Source organism: Providencia sp. PROV119 (assembly GCF_028482435.1).
Classification (GTDB): domain Bacteria; phylum Pseudomonadota; class Gammaproteobacteria; order Enterobacterales; family Enterobacteriaceae; genus Providencia; species Providencia stuartii.
In genome coordinates this window covers 89,964-113,233 of sequence record NZ_JAMPQL010000023.1, presented here as the reverse complement: position 1 = coordinate 113,233, position 23,270 = coordinate 89,964, and the positions used below count along the sequence as shown (strand labels likewise).

23 protein-coding genes and 2 pseudogenes are annotated in these 23,270 nt (G+C 42.3%); 10 read left to right on the top strand and 15 right to left on the bottom strand.

Annotated features, from left to right (window positions below; genetic code table 11):
• The first annotated feature begins 126 nt into the window (after window positions 1-126).
• On the top strand, window positions 127-348 hold the full coding sequence (locus PSF11_RS16980) for a SlyX family protein (RefSeq protein WP_004923904.1): 222 nt from the start codon (window positions 127-129) through the stop codon (window positions 346-348).
• Between the two features lie 68 nt (window positions 349-416).
• Here the strand turns inward: PSF11_RS16980 and slyD are convergent, their stop codons facing one another.
• The 4 genes from slyD to kefG all read right to left on the bottom strand — a co-directional run bounded on the left by slyD (window position 417) and on the right by kefG (window position 3,683).
• The gene (gene slyD, locus PSF11_RS16975; RefSeq protein WP_004923903.1) at window positions 417-1,019 is read right to left on the bottom strand and encodes a peptidylprolyl isomerase; all 603 of its coding nucleotides are present in this window, start codon (window positions 1,017-1,019) and stop codon (window positions 417-419) included.
• A gap of 89 nt (window positions 1,020-1,108) precedes the next feature.
• Window positions 1,109-1,312 carry a YheV family putative zinc ribbon protein gene (locus PSF11_RS16970; protein WP_004923902.1) on the bottom strand — a complete coding sequence of 68 codons (204 nt, stop codon included), beginning with the start codon at window positions 1,310-1,312 and terminating at the stop codon, window positions 1,109-1,111.
• A gap of 11 nt (window positions 1,313-1,323) precedes the next feature.
• Window positions 1,324-3,129 carry a glutathione-regulated potassium-efflux system protein KefB gene (gene kefB / locus PSF11_RS16965; RefSeq protein WP_004923898.1) on the bottom strand — a complete coding sequence of 602 codons (1,806 nt, stop codon included), beginning with the start codon at window positions 3,127-3,129 and terminating at the stop codon, window positions 1,324-1,326.
• On the bottom strand, window positions 3,129-3,683 hold the full coding sequence (gene kefG, locus PSF11_RS16960; RefSeq protein WP_004923894.1) for a glutathione-regulated potassium-efflux system ancillary protein KefG: 555 nt from the start codon (window positions 3,681-3,683) through the stop codon (window positions 3,129-3,131). The genes kefB and kefG overlap by 1 nt, the downstream gene beginning before the upstream one ends.
• Window positions 3,684-3,849: 166 nt before the next feature.
• Here kefG and PSF11_RS16955 point away from each other — a divergent pair, with 166 nt between their 5' ends.
• Window positions 3,850-5,787, top strand: a complete 1,938-nt coding sequence (locus PSF11_RS16955) for an ABC transporter ATP-binding protein (protein ID WP_072502587.1) — start codon at window positions 3,850-3,852, stop codon at window positions 5,785-5,787.
• A 47-nt stretch (window positions 5,788-5,834) separates the two neighbouring features.
• Here the strand turns inward: PSF11_RS16955 and adiA are convergent, their stop codons facing one another.
• Together adiA and PSF11_RS16945 are read right to left on the bottom strand one after the other, a co-directional pair.
• Window positions 5,835-8,111, bottom strand: coding sequence for an arginine decarboxylase (gene adiA, locus PSF11_RS16950; protein ID WP_004923888.1), 2,277 nt, complete (start codon window positions 8,109-8,111; stop codon window positions 5,835-5,837).
• A 116-nt stretch (window positions 8,112-8,227) separates the two neighbouring features.
• A complete protein-coding gene (locus PSF11_RS16945; RefSeq protein ID WP_014656964.1) occupies window positions 8,228-9,088 on the bottom strand; it encodes a MurR/RpiR family transcriptional regulator in 861 nt (286 codons plus the stop codon).
• A gap of 237 nt (window positions 9,089-9,325) precedes the next feature.
• Here PSF11_RS16945 and murQ point away from each other — a divergent pair, with 237 nt between their 5' ends.
• Both murQ and murP read left to right on the top strand, forming a co-directional pair.
• Window positions 9,326-10,237, top strand: coding sequence for an N-acetylmuramic acid 6-phosphate etherase (gene murQ / locus PSF11_RS16940; protein ID WP_040132705.1), 912 nt, complete (start codon window positions 9,326-9,328; stop codon window positions 10,235-10,237).
• Window positions 10,238-10,264: 27 nt separating this feature from the next.
• The gene (gene murP, locus PSF11_RS16935; protein WP_004923877.1) at window positions 10,265-11,737 is read left to right on the top strand and encodes a PTS N-acetylmuramic acid transporter subunit IIBC; all 1,473 of its coding nucleotides are present in this window, start codon (window positions 10,265-10,267) and stop codon (window positions 11,735-11,737) included.
• Between the two features lie 40 nt (window positions 11,738-11,777).
• On the opposite strand, the gene PSF11_RS16930 is transcribed toward murP, so the two are convergent.
• The gene (locus PSF11_RS16930) at window positions 11,778-12,383 is read right to left on the bottom strand and encodes a LysE family translocator (protein WP_004923874.1); all 606 of its coding nucleotides are present in this window, start codon (window positions 12,381-12,383) and stop codon (window positions 11,778-11,780) included.
• A 97-nt stretch (window positions 12,384-12,480) separates the two neighbouring features.
• Here PSF11_RS16930 and PSF11_RS16925 point away from each other — a divergent pair, with 97 nt between their 5' ends.
• The 3 genes from PSF11_RS16925 to PSF11_RS16915 are packed head-to-tail and all read left to right on the top strand — an operon-like array spanning window position 12,481 to window position 14,600.
• A complete protein-coding gene (locus tag PSF11_RS16925) occupies window positions 12,481-13,461 on the top strand; it encodes a hydrolase (RefSeq protein WP_004923872.1) in 981 nt (326 codons plus the stop codon).
• Window positions 13,458-13,676 (top strand): YheU family protein, encoded by a 219-nt coding sequence (locus PSF11_RS16920; RefSeq protein WP_004923869.1) that lies wholly within the window; start codon window positions 13,458-13,460, stop codon window positions 13,674-13,676. The genes PSF11_RS16925 and PSF11_RS16920 overlap by 4 nt, the downstream gene beginning before the upstream one ends.
• Before the next feature lie 57 nt (window positions 13,677-13,733).
• Window positions 13,734-14,600: a phosphoribulokinase gene (locus PSF11_RS16915; protein WP_004923866.1), complete on the top strand. Its 867-nt coding sequence runs from the start codon at window positions 13,734-13,736 to the stop codon at window positions 14,598-14,600.
• Between the two features lie 73 nt (window positions 14,601-14,673).
• Here PSF11_RS16915 and PSF11_RS16910 read toward each other — a convergent pair whose 3' ends face one another.
• On the bottom strand, window positions 14,674-15,078 hold the full coding sequence (locus PSF11_RS16910; RefSeq protein ID WP_014656965.1) for an OsmC family protein: 405 nt from the start codon (window positions 15,076-15,078) through the stop codon (window positions 14,674-14,676).
• A 304-nt stretch (window positions 15,079-15,382) separates the two neighbouring features.
• On the opposite strand from PSF11_RS16910, the gene crp reads away from it, so the two are divergent.
• Window positions 15,383-16,015 (top strand): cAMP-activated global transcriptional regulator CRP, encoded by a 633-nt coding sequence (gene crp, locus PSF11_RS16905; RefSeq protein ID WP_004923862.1) that lies wholly within the window; start codon window positions 15,383-15,385, stop codon window positions 16,013-16,015.
• Window positions 16,016-16,210: 195 nt separating this feature from the next.
• A complete protein-coding gene (locus PSF11_RS16900; RefSeq protein ID WP_072502588.1) occupies window positions 16,211-17,185 on the top strand; it encodes a hypothetical protein in 975 nt (324 codons plus the stop codon).
• Window positions 17,186-17,210: 25 nt separating this feature from the next.
• Here PSF11_RS16900 and PSF11_RS16895 read toward each other — a convergent pair.
• Window positions 17,211-17,345 (bottom strand): annotated as a pseudogene (locus PSF11_RS16895) (IS5/IS1182 family transposase); the annotation flags it as partial.
• A 414-nt stretch (window positions 17,346-17,759) separates the two neighbouring features.
• Window positions 17,760-17,885 (bottom strand): cytidine deaminase-like fold-containing protein, encoded by a 126-nt coding sequence (locus tag PSF11_RS21390; RefSeq protein WP_419177201.1) that lies wholly within the window; start codon window positions 17,883-17,885, stop codon window positions 17,760-17,762.
• A 414-nt stretch (window positions 17,886-18,299) separates the two neighbouring features.
• Between PSF11_RS21390 and PSF11_RS16890 the strand changes: the two are divergent.
• Window positions 18,300-18,440 (top strand): annotated as a pseudogene (locus tag PSF11_RS16890) (IS256 family transposase); the annotation flags it as partial.
• A gap of 81 nt (window positions 18,441-18,521) precedes the next feature.
• On the opposite strand, the gene argD reads toward PSF11_RS16890, so the two are convergent.
• The 5 genes from argD to agaF form a co-directional block, all read right to left on the bottom strand.
• A complete protein-coding gene (argD, locus tag PSF11_RS16885) occupies window positions 18,522-19,736 on the bottom strand; it encodes a bifunctional acetylornithine/succinyldiaminopimelate transaminase (RefSeq protein ID WP_042117047.1) in 1,215 nt (404 codons plus the stop codon).
• A gap of 129 nt (window positions 19,737-19,865) precedes the next feature.
• Entirely contained in the window at window positions 19,866-20,441 is a 576-nt protein-coding gene (locus PSF11_RS16880) for an aminodeoxychorismate synthase component II (RefSeq protein WP_004923848.1), read from the bottom strand.
• 326 nt (window positions 20,442-20,767) lie between these two features.
• Window positions 20,768-21,916 (bottom strand): N-acetylglucosamine-6-phosphate deacetylase, encoded by a 1,149-nt coding sequence (nagA, locus tag PSF11_RS16875; protein ID WP_081368639.1) that lies wholly within the window; start codon window positions 21,914-21,916, stop codon window positions 20,768-20,770.
• Window positions 21,917-21,960: 44 nt separating this feature from the next.
• Window positions 21,961-22,815 (bottom strand): tagatose bisphosphate family class II aldolase, encoded by an 855-nt coding sequence (locus PSF11_RS16870; RefSeq protein ID WP_014656969.1) that lies wholly within the window; start codon window positions 22,813-22,815, stop codon window positions 21,961-21,963.
• Window positions 22,816-22,824: 9 nt separating this feature from the next.
• Window positions 22,825-23,259 carry a PTS galactosamine/N-acetylgalactosamine transporter subunit IIA gene (agaF, locus tag PSF11_RS16865; RefSeq protein WP_004923836.1) on the bottom strand — a complete coding sequence of 145 codons (435 nt, stop codon included), beginning with the start codon at window positions 23,257-23,259 and terminating at the stop codon, window positions 22,825-22,827.
• Window positions 23,260-23,270 lie beyond the last annotated feature (11 nt).

Genomic DNA, 23,270 nt, shown 5'->3' with positions numbered 1-23,270 from the left:
ACTTAGACAACATTAACAAAAAGAGGTTTCAACGCCTATCCTTTTAACTAAAACTTATCTATTGATTTGTAATGTTCAGTTATTATGATGATTTTTTTATGATGAAAAACCATAAGGAGCCACTAAATGGATTCATCGGACGCTTTTGAACAACGCCTTGAGCTTTTGGAAAGCAAAGTTGCTTTTCAAGAGGTAACGATAGAACAGCTCAACCAAGTCATTACGGACCAACAAATGCAACTGTCTAAATTACAAGAGCATATCCGTATTGTGGCTGAAAGACTAAAATCTTCACAATCCTCGCACCTTGCGAGGCCTGAAGAAGAAACACCACCGCCACACTATTAAGTTTTCACCCATTATAAAAACAAAAAAGGAAAGCTATTTCAATGCTTTCCTTTTTTAATATTGATTAATTAGTGGCAGCCACAACCGCCGTGTTTGTGACCATGTCCGTGACCTTCGCCACCACCACAGCAACCACCTTCTTCGCCATGGCTATGACCGTGACCACCGCCACAGCAACCCCCTTCATGGTCATGATCATGACCGTGAGCGCCATGTGCGTGACCATGAGCTAATTCTTCTTCTGTTGCTTCACGAATTGCGATGATCTCAACATTGAATTTTAGGTTTTGGCCAGCCAACATGTGGTTACCATCAACGATCACTTCATCACCTTCAATACCGGTAATTTCAACTGGCACTGGTCCCATATCTGTATCAGCCAAGAAGCGCATACCAACTTGTAGTTCTTCAACGCCCATAAACACATCTTTTGGAACACGCTGAACTAAATTTTCATCGTATTGACCATATGCGTCGTCTGATGCCACTTCAACGTCAAAGTGATCACCCACCGCACGGCCTTCTAGCGCTTTTTCCAAACCTGAAATTAAAGAACCACGGCCATGTAGATAGTCGAGTGGCGCATTTGCCGGGGACTCATCAACTAAAACACCGTCTTCTGTTCTTACTTGATAAGCCAAGCTGACTACCAAATCGTTTGCTACTTTCATGACATCTCCTACTACCCATAGAGGGGGAAAAAATTTTGCTAATTGTACCGGAAAACAAGACGGCTGTATTGAGAATTGACAAAATTCTCTTACTCAGGTGTAAAAATTCCGATAACTTGTTCCTGCTTGCGTACATGAGGCGTTGCACTATCGTCAACTTGGCGCTGCTGATCCCCACAATTCACACATTCGACGACATCAATTTTATCTTCACGCCACATCATAAGAGTGTCTTGTGACTGACATTTAGGGCATGTTGCCCCTGCAATAAATCGCTTACGTGTTGACGACATTGTCCTATCCTTTATTCATCGTGATTCCAGCTATGAGGCTGGCGGTGCTCTCTAAGCATCTCTTTTTCGAACAGCTCATTTAATTCTCTACGAGCCTCTTTCACACGGGAAATTTGACCACTATCCCCTTCATTTTCAGGGATAATCTCTCTTAATACCCGCATATCTAAGCGCCTAAAATGCTGTTTTGCACGATAGGCTTTATGAGGGTGCATTCCCGTACTGATTAACGCCTTGCTGCCAAGCTCTAGAGCACTGGAGAACGTTTCACGGCTGAAATCTTTAACGCCGCTTTGCAATAATTCATGGGCTTCAACGCGCCCTTTCGCTCTAGCAATAATATGCAGGTTAGGGAAATTTTCTTGGCATAAATGAACAATTTCCATGACCTCTTCGGGAACATCGCTCGTGATCACAATCGCCTTCGCTTTATCTGCCCCAGCAGAGCGTAGCAGTTGTAATTCGCGCGCATCCCCATAATACACCGTATAACCATAACGGCGCATGGTACTAATTGCCGTGACATCCTGCTCAAGTACCGTAATTTTAACTTTGTTCGCCATCAATAAACGCCCGACGACTTGCCCCATCCGCCCAAAGCCAACCAAAATAACGTGTGGGTCGTTATCTTCCACAAAGGGCTTCTCCGTGGACGTTGGCTGGCGATTATAACGGTAGTTGAGGTAGGCATCTATCAACTGCATCACAAGTGGCGTCGTCATCATAGACAAGGTGACGACGACTAACAGTAAATCCATTTGCCTTTCATCAATCACGCTTGCCCCAGAGGCGGTCGCAAAAATAACAAAAGCAAATTCACCACCTTGGCTTAATACCCCTGAAAATTGAGCTCTCGCGCCACCGCGTAATCTTGCTATCCAACTTAAGATATATAAAACCAATGCTTTAACCGTGACTAAAGCCAACACCCCAAGCAAAACTTGCGGTAGGTATGACCAAAGGACTTGTAAATTTAACGACATCCCTACTGAGATAAAAAATAGCCCCAATAATAGCCCTTTAAATGGCTCTATATTGATCTCTAATTCATGACGAAATTCCGTTTCCGCCAGCATTACACCAGCCATAAACGTACCTAATGCCATAGAGAAGCCAAGGCTTTCCATAATCAGTGCAGAGCCAAGCACCACGAGCAATGCCGCCGCGGTAAAAATTTCATGTACGCCAGATTTTGCAGCAAGACGGAACATTGGGCGTAACAGATAGCGTCCTACAACCCAAAGGCCAGCGAATGCCACCACTTTTATCCCTATACGATACCAATCATTACTTGCTGTATCGCCGGCTAACAGTGGGATCAACGCCATTATCGGGATCACCGCCATATCTTGGAATAGCAAAACCGAAAACCCTAGCTGCCCGCTCTCTTTGTTGGACATCCCTTTTTCGTTCATGAGTTGCAATGCCATTGCGGTTGATGACATCGCCATACCAAGACCACCCACAACGGCAGCTTGCCAAGAGAACTTAGCTAAAAAGAGTAAACCTGCCATTAAAGCAGCCGTCACAACGACTTGAGCCGTTCCTACCCCGAAAATTGAGCGGCGTAGCTCCCACAATTTGGATGGTTTCAGTTCCAATCCAATCAGAAACATCAAAAAGACAACGCCCATTTCTGAGAAATGGAGAATATCGTCAACGTTATGGATAAAGCCAAATACAAATGGCCCGATCACAATCCCTGCGAGAAGGTAACCCAGTACCGCCCCTAAACGAATTTTTTGTGCGATGGGCACCATCACTACACCAGCACACAAGAAAATAATCACAGATTCAAAGATATCGAGTTGCCCCATTAGGATAGCCCCCCAATTTGTAGCGGCTGTTGAATCCACTCGCGATATCCCGCAATAATCTGTTGTAACTGTTTTTTATCTTGCCGACGTGCTGCATAAATCACACTTGGCTCTAACCATTGCATATCACACATCGCTGCCGTTAATTCAAAAGGCCGTAAAATATCGCTCAAAGGGTAATGGTTATACCCTCCGTATTGATAGGCCTCTTGAGGTTCCCCTGTAGTAATAATGGAACGCCAATATTTCCCTTTTAGCTTTTGATATCCCATATCCGTTGCGAAACGGCGAGTTAATACCCTATCAAACCACTCTTTTAATAAGGCCGGACAGCTATAGGTATAAAGTGGGTGTTGAAATACAATAATATCGTGCTGGCATAACAATTTTTGCTCTGCCGTCACATCAATAAAATAGTCAGGATACGTCGCATACAGATCATGAATTGTGACATGTTCTAAATCCTCAACGGCTTTGAGTAAAGCTTTATTGGCGACGGATTCATCAGGATCTGGGTGTGCATAGAGCACCAGTATTTTCAATTTATTTGACATCTTTCCCTCCTCAAAGGCGTGTCAGACGGATAATTTTCCGTTACCATGCAGCTTTTGGTAAAGCGCTTTTATTTTTACGCCCCGTCATTTTCATATGGCCATACGCTTGTTGAAAATCTGAGGGTATTCATTATTTAATTTAACATATTTTCAACTGACGGCTGCTATGATTGTTTTCTCTTCCTTACAAATTCGCCGTGGCGTACGTGTTCTTCTGGACAATGCCACCGCTACAGTTAACCCCGGTCAAAAAGTTGGGCTCGTGGGGAAAAATGGCTGTGGCAAATCCACACTGCTTGCGTTACTCAAAGGTGAATTACAAGCAGAAGCAGGCTCAGCTAGCTTTCCCAGCACATGGTCACTGGCATGGGTTAATCAAGAAACACCTGCGCTGGATGTTCCTGCTCTAGAATATGTCATTGATGGTGATCGCGAATTTCGTGCGCTTGAACAACAGCTACAACTTGCCAACGAAAAAAATGATGGTAATGCAATCGCGGCCTTGCATGGTCAACTTGATGCAATTAATGCTTGGAGCATCCGCTCTCGCGCCTCTAGCCTATTACATGGCCTAGGTTTTAGCCAAAACCAGTTACAAGAGCCTGTAAAATCTTTTTCAGGTGGATGGCGTATGCGCCTTAACCTTGCTCAAGCGCTGCTATGTCGCTCAGACCTCTTGCTGTTGGACGAACCGACCAACCACCTTGATTTAGATGCTGTTATTTGGCTAGAAAAATGGCTCAAAAGCTATCCCGGCACATTAATATTAATTTCTCATGACCGAGACTTCCTCGATCCTATTATCGATAAAGTGCTGCATATTGAACAAGAAACAATGTTCGAATATACGGGCAACTACTCCTCATTTGAACGTCAACGCGCCACGAAACTCGCTCAGCAACAATCTCTCTATGAGAGTCAGCAGGCTAAAGCGGCTCACTTACAAAGTTATATCGACCGATTTAGAGCAAAAGCCACCAAAGCGAAACAAGCACAAAGCCGTATTAAGATGTTAGAGCGTATGGAAATGGTGGCACCTGCACATGTGGATAATCCGTTTCATTTTTCATTCCGCCAGCCAGAGAGTTTGCCAAATCCATTATTAAAAATGGAGAAAGTCAGCGCGGGTTATGGTGATAAAGTCATCCTAAACTCAATCAAATTGAATTTAGTACCAGGCTCTCGTATTGGTTTATTGGGCCGTAATGGCGCAGGTAAATCGACACTGATTAAACTACTTGCAGGTGATTTGCAGCCTCTGCAAGGCGTAGTATCGCTAGCGAAAGGGATTAAACTCGGCTATTTCGCACAGCATCAGCTTGAGTACTTGCATGCGGATGAATCCCCTTTACAGCACCTAGCACGAATTGCGCCACAAGAGACTGAACAACAGTTACGTGATTATTTGGGAGGGTTTGGTTTTAAAGGCGATCAAGTTACTGATCCTAGCGGGCGTTTTTCTGGAGGGGAAAAAGCACGCTTAGTGTTGGCATTGATTGTTTGGCAACGGCCGAATCTGTTACTACTCGATGAGCCAACCAACCATCTTGATTTAGATATGCGCCAAGCCTTAACAGAAGCTTTAATTGATTTTGAAGGTGCATTAGTTGTCGTTTCCCATGATAGGCACTTATTACGCTCAACAACGGATGATTTGTATCTCGTGCACGACGGTTTAGTAGAGCCTTTTGATGGTGATTTAGATGATTACCAGCAATGGCTAGCAGAGCAAAATAAACTGGAGTTGCAGCAGGTTCGTGAATTGCAAGAAAAAGAGCGACCAACCAATAACGCAACGGTCACTGCGCAAGATAGGAAAGATCAAAAGCGCCGCGAAGCAGAATTTCGCCAACAAACTCAGCCTATCCGTAAAAAATTGATTGAGTTGGAAAAGAAAATGGAGAAACATTCAGCGCTGCTAGCAGAATTGGAAGCAACATTATCTGACGCTGCAATTTATGAGCAAGAGCGTAAAGCTGAATTGACCGAGTGCCTGAAAAAGCAAACGGAGCAAAAAAACGCATTAGAAGAGGTAGAAATGGCGTGGATGGAGTTGCAAGAGCAGCTTGAAACCATGACTAGCGAATTTGAGGCCAACGCATAATTGTTTGATTAAGATAGCCCATTTAATATCGGGCTATCTTTTATCGCTTATTCATCACATGTTTTCACACACATCACATAATATTGGCCATCAATAATTTCTGTTCCTTCTGTTTCATGCTCAAACCCGGGAAATTCACTATCCCATGCCTGTAAACTCCGTAGATAATGAATATGCGGGCTATTTTCATCACCAAAGTTCTCCCCCGATAAGAGCATCGGGATCCCCGGTGGATAAGGGATAATCGAGTTTGCAGCCACTCTCCCCATGAGCTGATCAACGGGTACGGCTTCAACACGGTTAGCGACTATTTGTTGATAGGCATCGCGTGGAGTCATCATCACTTGAGGTAATTGCGAATAGGCCTGATTTAATCGTGCACCCGGATTATTTTTTTGTAGATAGGCAAACATTTTATCGCCGAGATCACGTAACCCCATTTCACCATAAATTTCAGGTGCTGACGCCACGACTTCGGGTAACACCTTTTTCAAGGCAGTGTTGTTATCATAATGGCGTTTAAAGGAAAGTAACGTATTAACTAATGTTCCCCATTTTCCTTTGGTGATGCCCATGGAGAATAAGAACATAATTTGGAAATCCGTCGTTCTTGTTGGCACAATGCCATAGTGATTCAGCCATGCTGTCACGAGAGCGGCAGGAACCCCTGTATCTAACAGCTTTCCATCGTCTCCCATACCGGGAGCAAGAATACTCACTTTAATGGGGTCTAGCATGGCCCAATTATCAGGAATATCATTAAAACCATGCCATTTATCTTCAGGGTGCATTACCCAACAACTCTGTTCCCTCATCAATAATTCAACAGGTGCATCTTCAAAGGCGTATCGTTTCCCTGTTGCGGGGTCTTTCACCATCTCCTGATTCCAAGGTTTGAAAAACCATTCATCATCATTGAGAAACTCTTTATATAGGTAGGCTAAAGATTGCCTAAAGTCGATAGATTCTCGGATCACTTCATCCGTCAGTGAACGTCCACTATTGCCGTCCATCATGTCGGCAGCAATATCATTAGATGCACAAATAGCATATAGCGGTGAGGTTGTTGAGTGCATTAGATAGGCTTGATTAAAACGATTAAAGTCAATGGCGTTACGCCCGTTACGCACATGAATAAACGACGCTTGAGACAGCGCATTGAGTAATTTATGGGTGGAATGGGTAGCGAAGATAGTCGGCTCGTTTTCTGTCCGCTCTTCGTCACGCATGGCAAAGTGGTTACGATAAAGCGGGTTAAAGCGCGCGTAACCATACCAAGCCTCATCAAAATGAATACGGTCTAAAGAGCCATCGAGCAAATCTTGCACTTTACGTGCGTTATAGCAGACACCATCATAAGTACAGTTAGTCACCACACTATAAGCGGGTTTTTGCTTTACTTTACCTTTCGTTAACGGGTTAGCCGCGATTTTAAATTTAATCGCATCTGGGGTCATTTCTTTTGGGTAAATTGGCCCGATAATACCGTAACGGTTACGACTTGGGATCATATAAACGGGTTTTGCTCCCGTTAAAATCAAGCCCTGCTCGATCGATTTATGGCAGTTACGGTCAATCACCACCACATCATCATCGGTCATACAGGCCTGCATAATTGTCCGATTAGAGCCGGACGTACCGACCACCACGGAATAAGATTGGTCGGCGCCAAAAATGCGAGCGGCGTTCTTTTCACACTCACCAAATGCACCGGTATGATCCAGTAGCGATCCCACTGCCACCCGTTCAATACCAATATCTGTACGAAAGAGATTTTCACCAAAGAAATCATGGTAAATACGTCCAGCAGGCGTTTTGGTAAAACCAACACCTCCTTGGTGCCCCGGCGCTGCCCATGAATATTCATGAACATCACTGTATTTAATGAGGCTTTTCATGAGCGGCGGGAGTAGTTGTGAGCGATAACGTTGGATAGCGGCAAGTACTCGACCCGCAATAAAGTCGGCAGAGTCCTCCAATATCCATGCGAACTCGTCAACTTGCTCCATCATATTGCGGTCAAAGGCGACCAATGCCTCTTCACGGTCACTAAGCAAGAAAACCGGTACATCTTCTTGCCTTCGGTGTAATTGCGTAATTAAGCGATGTGCTTGGATTTGTTCGTCACGATCCGACATATCGCGACCGTATAACAAGCAATCAATACTGGTATTTGAACGGATATAAGCGAGGCCATCTTCAAAGTCACGAATAATGACAGTTTCCACATGCTCATCATTCAACTCACTGGCAAGTCTTGCTACGGCATGGCTAATCACGGAATCTTTATCCGTTAGCTCGGTATAAACAATTAGTGCCCTCATTAATAATGCCCCTATAAATTACGTCAAATTATTCACTCACTACATTAGTCTTAACGCAAATAGGTACTTTTTGCAAAAACAAGCGGATTACTAATTGATAAAAAACAGCTTTATTTTTATTCATCTAGCCTGTTGATCATGACTCGCGCATTCATCACCAACATTTTCGCCCGTGCTTCACGTTTTTGTAATAGCGCCATAAACAGCAGATCGGTTAAGGTATTTTGTGCCGTGCGTGAGGAAATCGATGAACTGCGCCATTCATTTTCTTCCGCGATACTCTCAAGCACATAATCAGCTAATTGAGCAAGCGGTGACAGCCGACTACGGGTGATTGCAATCACATTCGCACCTTGCTTACGCGCAATACTCGCGGCGGTCAGCATGTCTTTACGTTTGCCCGTAAAAGAAATGACAATCTGTGTATCTTGTGGGGTCAATGTCAACGCTGCAGCAATTTGCACATGATGATCGGACTCCACCAATGTGGTAATGCCTATCTTTTGTAATTTATAGCTTAAATCCTTCGCGGTTAACCCCGAGCCGCCAATGCCAACAATTTGTACACGCTGGGATTTATCAATGGCATCCACAATTTTTTCAAACAGTTTGAAATCGATATGGCGAGTTGTTTCAGTAATCGAATAATTTTTTTCTAATGCTAATTTTTGTGCAACTACCATCAAGTTATCATTTTGCGTGATACGGTTATGCAACGCCGTATGCGGATTGGCCTCATCAAATTGCTGCCGTCCGATGATCTCACTTAACGCTAACTTCAATGCTGGATACCCTTTGACACCGACTTTTTGGCTAAATTTCACCACAGCGGATTGGCTCACATTTAATGTTTCCGCTAACTGCTGTGACGATAAGCTCAGTACACGCTCTGGCTTCTCAAGAATAAACTGAGCGATCCTACGTTGGTTTTCCGCAAGTCTTGGCAGCAAACAAGTGATGGTATCCAGTAAAGTCATCCTTAATTCCTTATTTGTTGAATATAATAAAAAATAAATTATTCCTATTAGAATAACTTCATTACTTAGTTTTAATCCTTTAAATTCAATAAGTAATTTATTTAAGCAATCTAAATTATCCGAAAATATTCTTTCATATTGGCAATTCAGAATAGAGAACGCCGTGATCATTATCACATCACTGGAATAAATAATTCCTTAATATCGCCTCATTAACTGAGGTAGGAGTAATTTATTATGACCATTGACTTAAGCAGAATGGTAACTGAAAGCCGTAACGCCGCGAGCACCAATATCGATCAACTGTCGACCATCGATATGTTGCAAGTCATTAATAACGAAGACAAGCAAGTGCCTTTAGCGGTTGAGAAAGTCCTGCCGCAAGTTGCCCAACTTGTCGATAAGGTGGCCCAAGCATTTCTTAATGGTGGCCGCTTAATTTATGTTGGTGCTGGCACTTCTGGCCGTTTAGGAATTTTAGATGCCAGTGAATGCCCTCCTACCTACGGTACACCTCATGAGCAGGTGGTCGGCTTAATCGCTGGCGGTCACCAAGCTATTTTTCGCGCTGTGGAAAATGCCGAAGATAAGCCAGAGCTGGGTGAGCAAGACCTGCTTAATATTCAATTTAACGATAAAGATGTTTTAGTGGGTATCGCGGCAAGTGGGCGTACACCTTATGTACTCGGGGCACTGGCTTATGCGCGCAAGGTCGGCGCAGTTACCGCTTCAATCAGCTGTAATCCGAATAGCCCTGTCGCAAATGCTGCCGATATCGCCATCACCCCTATTGTCGGGCCTGAAGTCGTGACTGGCTCTTCACGTATGAAAGCAGGTACTGCACAAAAACTGGTGCTCAATATGATCACGACTGGCGCCATGATCCGTATCGGAAAGGTTTTCGGTAATTTAATGGTGGATGTCGAAGCAACCAATGCCAAATTGGTTGAGAGACAAGTCAAAATTGTCATGGAGGCAACTGAGTGTGACAGGCAAACTGCGGAGCTAGCACTACAACAATGCCAAAGACACTGTAAGACTGCAATTTTGATGATCTTATCTGGGCTTGATGCTCAGGAAGCGCGTCAATTGCTATCGGACAACCAAGGTTTTATTCGTACAGCTCTTAATGTCGCAAAGTCCGTTTAATACACGGGAACTGATAGGGTAAATGGCATGGCTAAAATAACAAAAGAAATGATGCAGGCAATCCTGCAAAATGTCGGGGGTAGTGAAAATATTCGTCATGCAGGAAACTGTATGACACGTTTACGTTTGACCCTCAACAATGACCAACTTGTCGATAAAACAGCAATTAAACAGATCCCCGGCGTTCTTGGTGTGATTGAAAGTGAAGATCAATTGCAGATTGTACTCGGCCCCGGCAAAGCACAAACCGCCTCTGATCTCATGAATCAGCTCTTAGAAAGCGATGAATCTGGTTTCTTTTCTAACATCGATACATCATTAGAAAATAACTTAAATGCCCTCGCTTCATCCAATAAACAGCAAATGAAGCAAAAGCAAACAAGTGCAATTCATCGTTTTTTATCTAAGTTTGCGACCATTTTTACCCCTCTTATTCCGGGCTTTATTGCAGCAGGCTTATTACTCGGTTTTGCTACGTTAGCAACTCAAACCCTTTACCCTGGGGGTTTACCGAAGTCGCCTGAACAACAGACATTCGCAGTTCATCTGATCCTGTATATGTCAGTGTTTAGTAAGGGGCTATTTAGCTTTTTAAGCATTCTGATTGGTTATAACGCGCAAAAAGCATTCGGTGGAAGTGGCGTCAATGGTGCTATCATCGCTGCACTATTCGTCCTTGGTTATGACCCAAATGCCACTTCAGGGGTCTTTTCTGGAATGACCAACTTCTTTGGTTGGGATATCGACCCGCGTGGTAGCATTATTGGCGTGTTAATCGCTTGTATTTTCGGTGCATCGGTTGAAAAACAAGTCCGTAAAATCATTCCTTCTAACCTCGATATGATTTTAACATCAACCATCACGTTGCTTATTGTTGGTGCTGCCGCTTATGTTGTCATTATGCCACTAGGAAGCTGGTTATTTAATGGCATGTCATGGCTGTTTATGCACTTAAACGGTAATCCTTTCGGAACGGCAATATTAGCGGGTTTATTCTTGATTGCGGTGATGTTTGGTGTACACCAAGGGTTTGTTCCCGTCTATTTTGCCCTAGTGGATGCACAAGGCTTCAACTCCCTATTCCCTATTTTAGCAATGGCGGGGGCAGGACAAGTCGGTGCAGCATTAGCGCTCTATGCGAAAGCGAAGAAAGGCTCTATCTTACGTAATCAAATTCGTGGCGCTATCATTCCGGGTTTCCTCGGTATCGGCGAACCGCTGATTTATGGTGTCACCTTGCCTCGAGTAAAACCTTTTGTAACGGCTTGCTTGGGGGGTGCTGCGGGTGGTTTCTTCATTGGGCTAATCGCTTGGATGGGGTTACCTGTCGGGCTTAATACCGTATTCGGGCCATCGGGTCTTGTCGCCATTCCGCTAATGACATCAGCCCAAGGCGTATTTGCTGGAATGGCTGTGTATGTTGGTGGTATTGCTGTTGCTTATGTGTGTGGATTTATTTTCACTTACTTATTTGGCAGCAAAAATATCGATTTAACATAAAGCCAATCAATGCAATGGGGGGTTGTCTATCCCCCCTTTTTTATTCGAGCCAAATTAATGGCACACACGCCGCGGTTAATAGCCCCATCACTAAGTTGAAAATAAACCACGCTCTGCGACTTTTTAGAAAATGGCCGATCAACGCTCCGCCCGCCATCCAGATTAGCCCTGCCACAAAATTAACGGTAACCACCGCAATACTCATGATGATAATGGATTGCACAAACAGTTCTCCGGGTAGACTATAGCTCCCCACAGCACCTAACCCCATCATCCATGCTTTAGGATTTAAAAATTGTAACAAACCACCTTGATACCATTTGATATTTTTTGTTGCTGTCGTTTCTGTTTTTAGTGGCGAATAACGAGCCGTAGCGGTTTTCCATGCTAACCACAATAGGTACGTACTACCCGCGATTTTCATCGCCACATGCAAAGCAGGATAAAGCAATAAAAGCGCTGCAACACCGAAAGCGGAGAGGTAAAGTATTGATTGCATGCCTAACATAATCCCTAATAATAAGGGAATACTGCGACGAAACCCATAATTTGCCGTGCTTGATGTTAATAGCATGTTATTAGGGCCAGGTGTTATTGCTGCAATGAATAGAAATGTAAAAAGAGAAAAAACCAGCCCTAGACTCATTTATAATCAATCCTCAAAAATTGAGCATACTTGCATCATAAAAAAATAACAGTATGTTATGTGCCCTACAAGGGAATTACTAAATTAAATTAAGGCTATGTCAGAAAACTTTCGCCCTATTAATTGGGCTAAAAATCCACATCTTCAAACATTATTGCCAAGAATTTTTCGTAGAACGCCGAAAATCAAACCAATTTGGCAACGGCTAGAGCTACCTGATGGCGACTTTATTGATCTTGCATGGAGTGAAGCTCCCGAACAGGCAAGCAAAAAACCTCGTTTAGTCATCTTTCATGGCTTAGAAGGTAACTTTAAAAGCCCCTATGCGCATGGGATGCTTGAAAGTGCCCAAAAGCAGGGATGGCTGGGTGTGATTATGCATTTTCGCGGTTGCAGCGGCGAGCCTAACCGCCAAAAACGGATCTATCACTCTGGCGAAACCAGTGATGCACGTTACTTTTTGCATTGGTTAAAGCAGACTTGGGGGGATGTTCCGACAGCGGCTGTTGGTTATTCTCTTGGTGGCAATATGTTAGCCTGCTATTTAGCAGAAAATGGTGATGACGCCGATATTGATGCAGGTGTTGTTGTTTCCGCACCTTTAATGCTAGAGCCTTGCTCAATCCGTATGGAAAAAGGGTTTTCTCAATTTTACCAACGCTATTTACTTAATGGATTAAAGCGTAACGCAACACGTAAACTCGTTCGCTACCCGGGTTCATTACCGCTTAATTTGCTACAATTAAAGCAGCTAAAACGTATTCGTGAATTTGATGATGTGATCACCGCAAGAATTCATGGTTTTGAGAATGCGACTGACTATTACCAGAAATGCAGTGCATTACCAAGGCTGCCTCGTATTACAAAACCAACATTAATTATTCACGCAAAAGATGACCCTTTTATGGCACCTGAAGTCGTGCCAGATATCTCACGTTTACCTGCTAATATTGAATACCAAATGACAGAGCATGGTGGGCATGTTGGTTTTGTTAGTGGTAGTTTAAGAAAGCCAGAAATGTGGCTAGAGAAACGTATTCCACAGTGGCTAACACCGTATTTGGATAAACAATCATGATTATTCCTTGGAAAGATTTAGCACCTGAAACTTTGGAAAACCTAATTGAAGCTTATGTGCTCCGTGAAGGAACGGATTACGGCGAGCATGAAAAGACGTTACAGCAGAAAGTGGATGATGTGAAACGGCTGTTAGTTTCTGGGGAAATTGTGCTAGTCTGGTCAGAATTGCACGAATCTGTTAATTTTATGCCTAAAAATCAGTTTCGCCCGTAACCCCGTTTCGCTCATGGCTTAAACAGCGTGGACGTAACGCAACACAGGGAGTCCACGATGTCAAAAAAGCACCCCATTATTGCAATTACCGGTTCTAGTGGTGCTGGAACCACCTCAACAAGTCTGGCATTTCGTAAAATATTCCACCAATTAAATATTCAAGCCGCAACCTTAGAAGGTGATAGTTTCCATCGTTATACTCGGCCTGAAATGGACATGGCTATTCGCAAGGCGAGAGAGCAAGGCCGCCATATCAGCTACTTTGGTCCAGAAGCCAATGACTTCGCCTTATTAGAGCAGACACTGTTAGAGTATGGCTTACATGGTAATGGTAAATCGCGTAAGTACCTGCATACCTATGATGAAGCGGTACCGTATGGACTTCAACCCGGTACATTTACGCCATGGGAGTCCCTGCCTGCGAACAGTGATATTCTTTTTTATGAAGGCTTGCATGGCGGGGTGGTGACGCCAGAAAATGATGTTGCACAACATGTTGATTTATTGGTGGGCGTTGTACCAATTGTTAACCTTGAATGGATTCAAAAGTTGATCCGCGATACGACCGAACGCGGCCATTCACGTGAAGCCGTCATGGACTCCGTCGTTCGTTCAATGGGGGATTACATCAACTATATTACGCCGCAATTTTCACGTACGCATATTAATTTCCAACGCGTCCCCACTGTCGACACATCAAACCCATTTTCTGCGAAAGCGATCCCTTCACAAGATGAAAGTTTTATTGTGATCCGTTTTAGGGGGCTAGAACAAATTGACTTCCCATATTTACTGTCCATGTTAAACGGCTCATTTATATCAGCAATGAATACCATTGTTGTTCCTGGCGGTAAATTAGGCTTAGCCATGGAATTAATTATGACACCTCTCGTTGAAAAATTAATAAAGCAGAAACACGATTAAGCGCCGATGATGCTTATTATTATTTAATAAATAAGCATCATGAATTAAAAAAATTATATAATTAATAAATAAATTATTGATTCTGGATTTCAAAACTGTGGGTAACTTTAACCGCTTTTTCTAACATTAAAGAGACTGAGCAATATTTTTCAGCCGAAAGTTGAACTGCACGTTCAACCGCTTTTTCCGTTAAATCCGTTCCAGTTACAATAAAATGTAAGTTGATATGGGTAAAATAACGTGGAGCTTCATCGCGGCGTTGTGAGGTTAATTTAACTTCACAACCTTTTACGTCATGGCGGCCTTTTTGTAGAATAGACACAACATCCACTGAACTACACCCCCCAACCGCCATTAACACCATTTCCATTGGACTTGGAGCTTTATCACCTGAATTGCCATCCATCATAACTTGATGGCCTGATGCTGATTCTCCTAAAAATGAGAGACCTTCAACCCATTTAACTCTTGCTTCCATATTTAATTCCCCTAGGAAAATATTTTCTAAAAGATAACATTGTTGCATAAATACTTTCAATCAAATAGCTGCTTTAAGATGCTGAACCGATAAAAGCAAGACTTTCTCGGTTGAATATGTTACAAACAAAGTTCCACCTGATAGGGTTAAGATCAAAACTCAAGGTTTCAATTGATAATATTATAGTGTTGGTATTAACTTGCTCTATAATGCGAATTAATATGCTAAGCTAGTGACTTTAAAAACCAGCCGTTCTCGTTACAATTAACTGAATGGCTGTATTAACATACAGAGGATAACGCTAATGGTTCTCGGCAAGCCACAAACAGACCCTACTCTTGAATGGTTTTTGTCACACTGCCATATTCATAAATATCCATCCAAGAGCACTCTGATTCATCAGGGTGAAAAAGCAGAAACCCTTTACTATATCGTTAAAGGCTCAGTGGCTGTTTTAATCAAAGATGAAGAAGGCAAAGAAATGATCCTCTCCTATTTAAATCAGGGAGATTTCATTGGTGAACTAGGGTTATTTGAAGAAGGACAAGAACGTTCAGCTTGGGTTAGAGCAAAAAGTGCCTGCGAAGTCGCTGAAATTTCTTACAAAAAATTCCGTCAACTTATTCAGGTCAATCCTGATATTCTTATGCGCCTTTCTGCGCAAATGGCAAGTCGCCTGCAAACCACCTCAGAAAAAGTAGGTAACCTTGCTTTCCTTGATGTGACAGGCCGTATTGCACAAACTCTGCTTAATTTAGCGAAACAGCCCGATGCGATGACGCATCCAGATGGGATGCAAATTAAGATCACTCGCCAAGAAATTGGCCAAATCGTTGGTTGTTCACGCGAAACCGTTGGTCGCATTTTGAAAATGCTAGAAGACCAAAATCTGATCTCCGCACACGGTAAAACGATTGTCGTGTACGGTACTCGTTAACCGATATTAGTCTCACCACTTTGGTAAGACCGCGATTGCATAATGGCTTTATATCTTTGATATAGAGCCATTTTTGCTTCAACATCACCGAAAAACCAGAAAATAGCATTAATATCGTTATTTTATATTATTCATATCTACTAAAAAATAAAATCTAGAATAATTAATATACTATTATTTGAAGGTTTTATTAAAATGAAAATAAGTGAACATCGTCCATCCCTAAAATATATCAACCAAACAATCACGGCTCATGCAGAGATGCTAAAGCGTGGCAATATGACCCCTGAGACAATCTCTGAATCATGCCGGATAAAAAGAAATAATTTAGAGGCAAAATATAAGTTTCTTAACGAAACAAATAGCATTAAGCCAATATCAATCACCTTACCTACACCAGTAAAATTCGATGACAACGCATTTAAAGAGCGACAAGCTAAAATCGATGCGGCAATGAATATCGCCAATATCCTAAAGGAGAGTCGACTCCCTTCTCTGCCCTCATTATCGTTACCATTGAACTATTCATTAAAATCGAAGCATTCAGCAAATACGATTAAAGAGCATGATTGTAATATGAGTGGTAACCAGTCAGCTCATTCGCTAAATATACCTAGACCCACAACGGATCTTCGACAAAAACTTGAGCAGTTGAGATCTAAATGTGAGAGGGTTGCTGCTAATTTAGATGCTAATAGTTATTCTGCTGAATCACTAAAGGTGAATTCAATGATCCACCTGAAAAAATTAGAACTCAATGCAAGCCTTATTGGCACTGACTACTCAGAACTGGATTTAGTATGGTATATGGATAAAAAAGCACAAACTCAATCCGAGAAAGAGGCAATAATTAAAAATTTCACGCCCCCAAAACCAATCGCACATCAAAAAGGAAGCCGAATTCCCCTCAAGATACCGACTATCACTCAGGAATTAGATCAACCTAGAAAAAAACGTTCCATTCATCAGGCTACTGACATTATTTCATCTCATTCTCAGGGCAAGGGGCGAGTGATTATCAATGGGCAGGTAAAAAGAGACCTGAGTGGAATGGCATTATCCCCTTCGACTGCCGATCCGCGCAAAACAAATATCGATAAAATGTCCAAGAAAGAAATTAGCATTAATCATACAAAAAATATCAATACAAAAAGTGCTAGGGCATGTTGACCTTTGCTGTTTATTTTTTAATAAATCATATAGGGAGCCACATGACTGAACATGCTAAGGCAATCATGTTTTCATAATTGCTTGTTAATTTGTGATACCGAGTTGCGACGGCTCGGTATTTCTAAATTTACAGGAAGGCATTTTCAACTACGTGCCAATATTACTTGTCCACAGCTCCTTAATTGAGACAGCGATAATTAGATTTTTAGCCCGAAAAATATAACGCTTGTTGCCGACATCCAGTGTGTGGGCTGGCTGAATCATGCCAATGAAGTTATTTATTGAATAAGTGAAATCAAATCTCAGTAGATAAAATTAACTACTGGTAACGGATTGAACAGTTAAGGATTTTTAAGTCTATAGTCGAGGTGATTGTACTGTAAAAACACAAACAGCTAAAGAACACGCGGTAAAATCAAGACAGTATACCATGGGGTACTTGCGCCCCCGCCCATAGCTGATTATTAGTGGTCAGTGGCAGAATGAGCTCGGGTTTACGGCAGGCAGTCACTTTACCCTCACACACCAAGCCGAGTCGTTGATTATCCGGCTGACTGATAATTTCAATCCTTCTTTATCTGCCATTGCGGCAATATCCACATACAGGCTCTTTTGTCACCCTCATATTCATATCTCGACTAACGGTAATAATCTTCATATGCTTACGAATAGTACCAACTTCAGCATGAGCAGAAGCCATATTTCCATTCGATACATATTTGCTAGGATTTTTTCTACTTTAGTTTCATTCTATCGTTAATTAACGTTGGACGATTTTTATCACCTAAAAAATAATCCGGTCTATTTCCTTGGTTAGTCTCTTTAAATATTTCCCCTGTTTCTTTATTTATTAATTCCGCTTTCACCTTCGGAATAGATGTATGTGTAGTGGCATAGTTAATTTGACCACCTAAATAGAGCTGTTATTATACACAGCATAACTTAACAGGTGACATGTATAACAAAGCAAATTCGACGTAACTTCAGGGCGGAATTTAAACGAGAAGCGGCTCAATCAGTTCACTCGACGGCTGACTAAACTGATCGTTGAAACAACATTAAATATGGAATTGACTGAACACCTTGAGCATGAAAAAATCCCCCTCAATCAGGCTCTAATGATCCTGTGCGTAAAGCCATTTATTTAGCGATTGAATCGGCCTCTAAAAAGTAGAGTATGCCAATTCAAAACAGAAAACAGACAATGAGCCGTTTTATTATTGTATTTGGTGACCGCCTAAACGGTCACCTTTAATGAAAGGCAAATACCCCAAATTATTTATAGGGTCAAAAAGACTCAAAGAGGTATTAACCTCTTTGAGTGTTAAAAATGTATTTATTTCAGAATACGTTCAATCGCTTTTTCTAATTTCAACATACCACTATTAATTTCTTCTTCCGAAATAATTAACGATGGCGTAAAACGTAATACATTAGCGCCAGCATTAAGCATCATTAATCCTTCATTGGCACAAGCTTGTAAAATATCTTTCGAACGATCTTTTAATTCTCCTTTAAGCTCTGCACCAATTAATAGCCCCATACCTCTAATTTCAGCAAAAATATTATATTTCTCATTCAGCTTATTCAAATGAGCAACAAATAATTCACGACGCTTTGTCACACCATCAAGTACCTCTTTTGTATTGATAATATCAAATGCTGCATTACCAACCGCACAGGCTAATGGGTTACCACCATAAGTGGTACCGTGAGTTCCCAACCCCATAGCTTGCGCAATTTCATGGGTTGTTAACATTGCACTGATAGGGAAACCGCCACCTAAAGCCTTAGCTGTAGTCAGAATATCCGGTGTCACGCCGTAGTGCATATAAGAGAATAACTGCCCAGTGCGCCCCATACCACTTTGTACTTCATCAAATACCAGTAATGCATTGTTATCATCACATAGCTTACGCACACCTTGCATAAACTCTTGCGTGGCAGCAGTCACACCACCTTCCCCTTGAACAGGCTCTAATACCACCGCACAAGTATTTTCATCTATCACCGCTTTCACGGCATCGAGATCATTAAATGGCACATGAATAATATCAGCAGGTTTCGGCCCAAAACCATCCGCATATTTCGCTTGGCCTCCAACTGAAACCGTAAAGAAAGTACGTCCGTGGAAAGCTTGTTTGAACGCAATAATTTTGGTTTTATATGGGCTGTGCTTGGTAATGGCATAATGGCGTGCTAACTTAAACGCAGCTTCATTAGCTTCCGCCCCTGAATTGGCGAAGAACACTCGCTCAGCAAACGTCGCATTGATCAGCTTCTGTGCCAATCTTAAGGTTGGCTCATTAGTAAAAATATTACTGACATGCCATAGTTTCTCACTTTGCTCACGAACAGCAGCAACTAATGCAGGATGACAATGGCCTAATGCCAATACCGCGATCCCACCAGCAAAATCGATATATTCTTTACCTTGCTGATCCCAAACTCGGCTACCTTCCCCACGGACAGGAATAAATTCCGCTGGAGAATAAATAGGTAAAATAACCTGATCATAAGTTTGCCGATTTACTGCTTGTGGTTCTTTCATACCCCTCACCTGCCTTATCCAATGCCTAAGTGAAAATATAATCATTAAATATGAATAAAAAATCACAAAAGAGCAATAGCAAAGCGAGTGATGGGGATGAATTTATTTTTTTATAGATACAGTGAGTAACTAATATTTTAAAAAATTATTCAGCAATTCATGGCCTTGTTCACTCAGAATACTTTCTGGGTGAAACTGAACTCCCTCAATTGGCAGAGTTTTATGACGTATTCCCATAATTTCATCTACGTCACCGTTATTCAGTGACCATGCGGAGACATCAAAAGACGCTGGTAATGTTTCTGCGGCAATAACGAGAGAATGATAACGTGTAACTGTTAGTGGCCGATTTAAACCTTTAAATACCCCTTGGTGGTTATGATGAATAGCCGATGTTTTGCCATGCATCACTTCTCTAGCCTTCACAACCGTTGCACCAAAGGCTTGACCGATCGCTTGATGACCAAGACAAATGCCTAAGATAGGGATTTTCCCTGCAAAATATTTAATTGCTTCAAGAGAGATCCCTGCCTCATCAGGCGTACAAGGGCCTGGTGAGATCACTAGGTGTGTAGGCGCTAACAACTCTATCTCTTCGATAGAAATTTCATCATTACGTTTAACGAGTACTTCCGCCCCTAATTCACAGAAGTATTGATATAGGTTATAAGTAAATGAATCGTAATTATCAATAAGTAAAAGCATAGTAGCCTATCCGACTGATTTTTATCATTATATGTTATATTCCCATACACAGTTTTTTGCGCTTAGCAATCAGAACTCTGACTAAAAAATAGCAAAAAATAGTCGGGGGCAGGTATCATAACACAGCCGAAGCAGGAAAATAGCCTATTTAAATCAAGTAATCTGATTTACTGAAGCCAGTTTCCATAGAAAAATCATGGAATTATATTCACATACTGATAACAAGTTATTCTTAATTAATAAGAATAACAACGTTCCATTCTACATCTATTCATACAATTGCAAGACAACCGCTTAGGGCATGGCGTTTCATACCCTAAATCTGTTTATCGTTGAAAAACCCGCTTACCGTTTACAAAGGTTGCTTGTATTTCGCCTGCTGTATCACAGAGCGTTAAATTCGCTTGCTTGTTGGGGGCGATTGATCCCAGACGATCCGCAATACCTAATGCTTTTGCTGGATATAAACTGCCATGTAACCATGCTTGTGCGAATGATATGTCGCAAGCTTGCTGCAATGTTTTCACTCCTTGTTCGAGGGTTAAGGTACTCCCTGCGAGGCTACCACTTTCTGTTCTGACAACCCCCTTTTTCATCTGCACAGTCATTTCACCGAGAGAGTATTCACCATCAGGCATGCCAGTAGCACGCATCGCATCTGTAATCAGTAGTAACCGCTCCCCACAGCAGCGGTAAACCACTTTGATAGCGGCAGGATGTACATGATGACCATCACAGATTAATTCAACCTGACATTGGTCGTTGGTTAAGGCTGCACCGACCATGCCTGGCTCACGATGATGTAGGCCATTCATGCCGTTATAGCAATGAACAACCCCATCCGCACCTTGATTTAGCCCATCCTGAGTCAATGCATAATCCGCACTGGAGTGGCCAAGCATGACACGGATCCCTTGTGATTTTAACCAAGGTATTAGCTCAAGAGAGGTTGGATGCTCGGGTGCGAGAGCTACACATTTTAAACTTCCTTCAGCAAGTGATATCCATTGCTGTAATAGGGCTTTCTCAGGTTGGTGCAATAAGCTTTCTGGGTGAGCTCCTTTATGTTGGGCCGTAAAAAATGGCCCTTCAAGATAACTTCCTAGAATTTCGGCGCCATCTACCCCTTGCTTCTGGCTATCTTTCACTTGAACCAATGCTCGCTCAATATCTTTATGCTGGGCGGTCACTGTTGTTGCTAAAAATGCGCCAACGCCTTTCGATGCTAAGAAACGAGATATATTATTGAGCGATTCATGGGTCGCATCCATCACATCGGCACCAGCACTACCATGAATGTGGGTATCAATAAGTGCAGGCAATAATGTGAATGGCAATAGCTCTTCAGCAGACTTCGTATTCGGGATAACGTGTTGGATACACCCATTATCATTCAATACGACTAAAACATTATCAGCCCACCCAGAAGGCAATAATGCCCTACGAACATATATCTGTTTATCTGATTTCATCATCTTACATCCTATCAGTGCCTCTTGTATGCGTCAGTAAACACGGCTTACATCATACCAGCACTGCCACAAATATTGATTTTACTTTCAACGACTTTACGCATTGCCTCTTTACCTGGTGTAATATATTTACGAGGGTCATTAGCGTCTGGGTGCTCAGCAAAATGCGCTTTGACAGCATCCGCAAAAGCAATTTTTAAATCTGTTGCCACATTCACTTTGCACACACCAAGTGAAATCGCTCGTTTAATCATCTCTTCAGGGATACCAGAAGCACCGTGTAGGACCAAAGGAATATCGACTTGCTGTTTAATCGCCGCTAAACGCTCAAAATCAAGGTGAGGTTCACCATGATATAAGCCATGGGCGGATCCTATCGCGACGGCCAATGAATCAATACCTGTACGCGTGATATACTCTTTCGCCGCCATAGGATCAGTATAGAAGCTATCTTTGCTATCAACGACTAAATCGTCCTCTTGCCCCCCTAATCGCCCTAACTCCGCCTCAACGCTGACATCATAATTTTGGCAATATTTCACGACTCTACTGACGGCTTCGATATTCTGTTCGAAAGCAAAGTGAGAGCCATCAATCATCACAGAACGAATACCGGCACGTACTTTACGGCAAATATCGTCATACTCCTCATGGTGATCAAGATGTAATGCAATCGGTAAGTGATTCACTCGTGCAGCTTCACGACAAATCGATACCATGTATTCCAATCCTGCATAAGTAAACGTGCTCGGTGTTCCTGCTAAAATAACGGGGGATGACATTGCTGCTGCTGTTTCGACAACAACTTGAACAGTTTCAAGGTTATGTACATTAAAAGCGGGAACTGCATAACCATTACGTTGTGCTTTTTTCAACATTTCACGGTTAGAAATTAAATACATATGCTCTCCTTAAATGCCATCATCATGAGCAACAGATTGTTTTTCACGTTGCTGCTCATGCCACAAACTGGTTAAACCCCGATGCCCACACTCCAATGCCATATCGCGGAATTCTGTTACTGACATTCCATCCCTCTCCAGCATCATTTCTGCGACCATTTGCATATTGGTTCCAGTGATAACTTGGTAGTTTTGATTTTCCAAGGCCATCAATGACGCTTGCCGAAATGGTGAGCCACCTAATAAATCTGTTAAAAAAACGACACCATCACCTTGATCACATTGCTGACTTGCCTTTCTTAATGCTTGTTGAAGCGAATCGGTACACATTCCCTCAGGAAAATCTATCGCAACACATTGTTCTTGTGGGCCAATAACCTGTTGTACTGCTTGTAACAGGCCACTCGCAAAACCTCCATGGCCTGTAATGACGACACCTAACATTTGCCATTCCT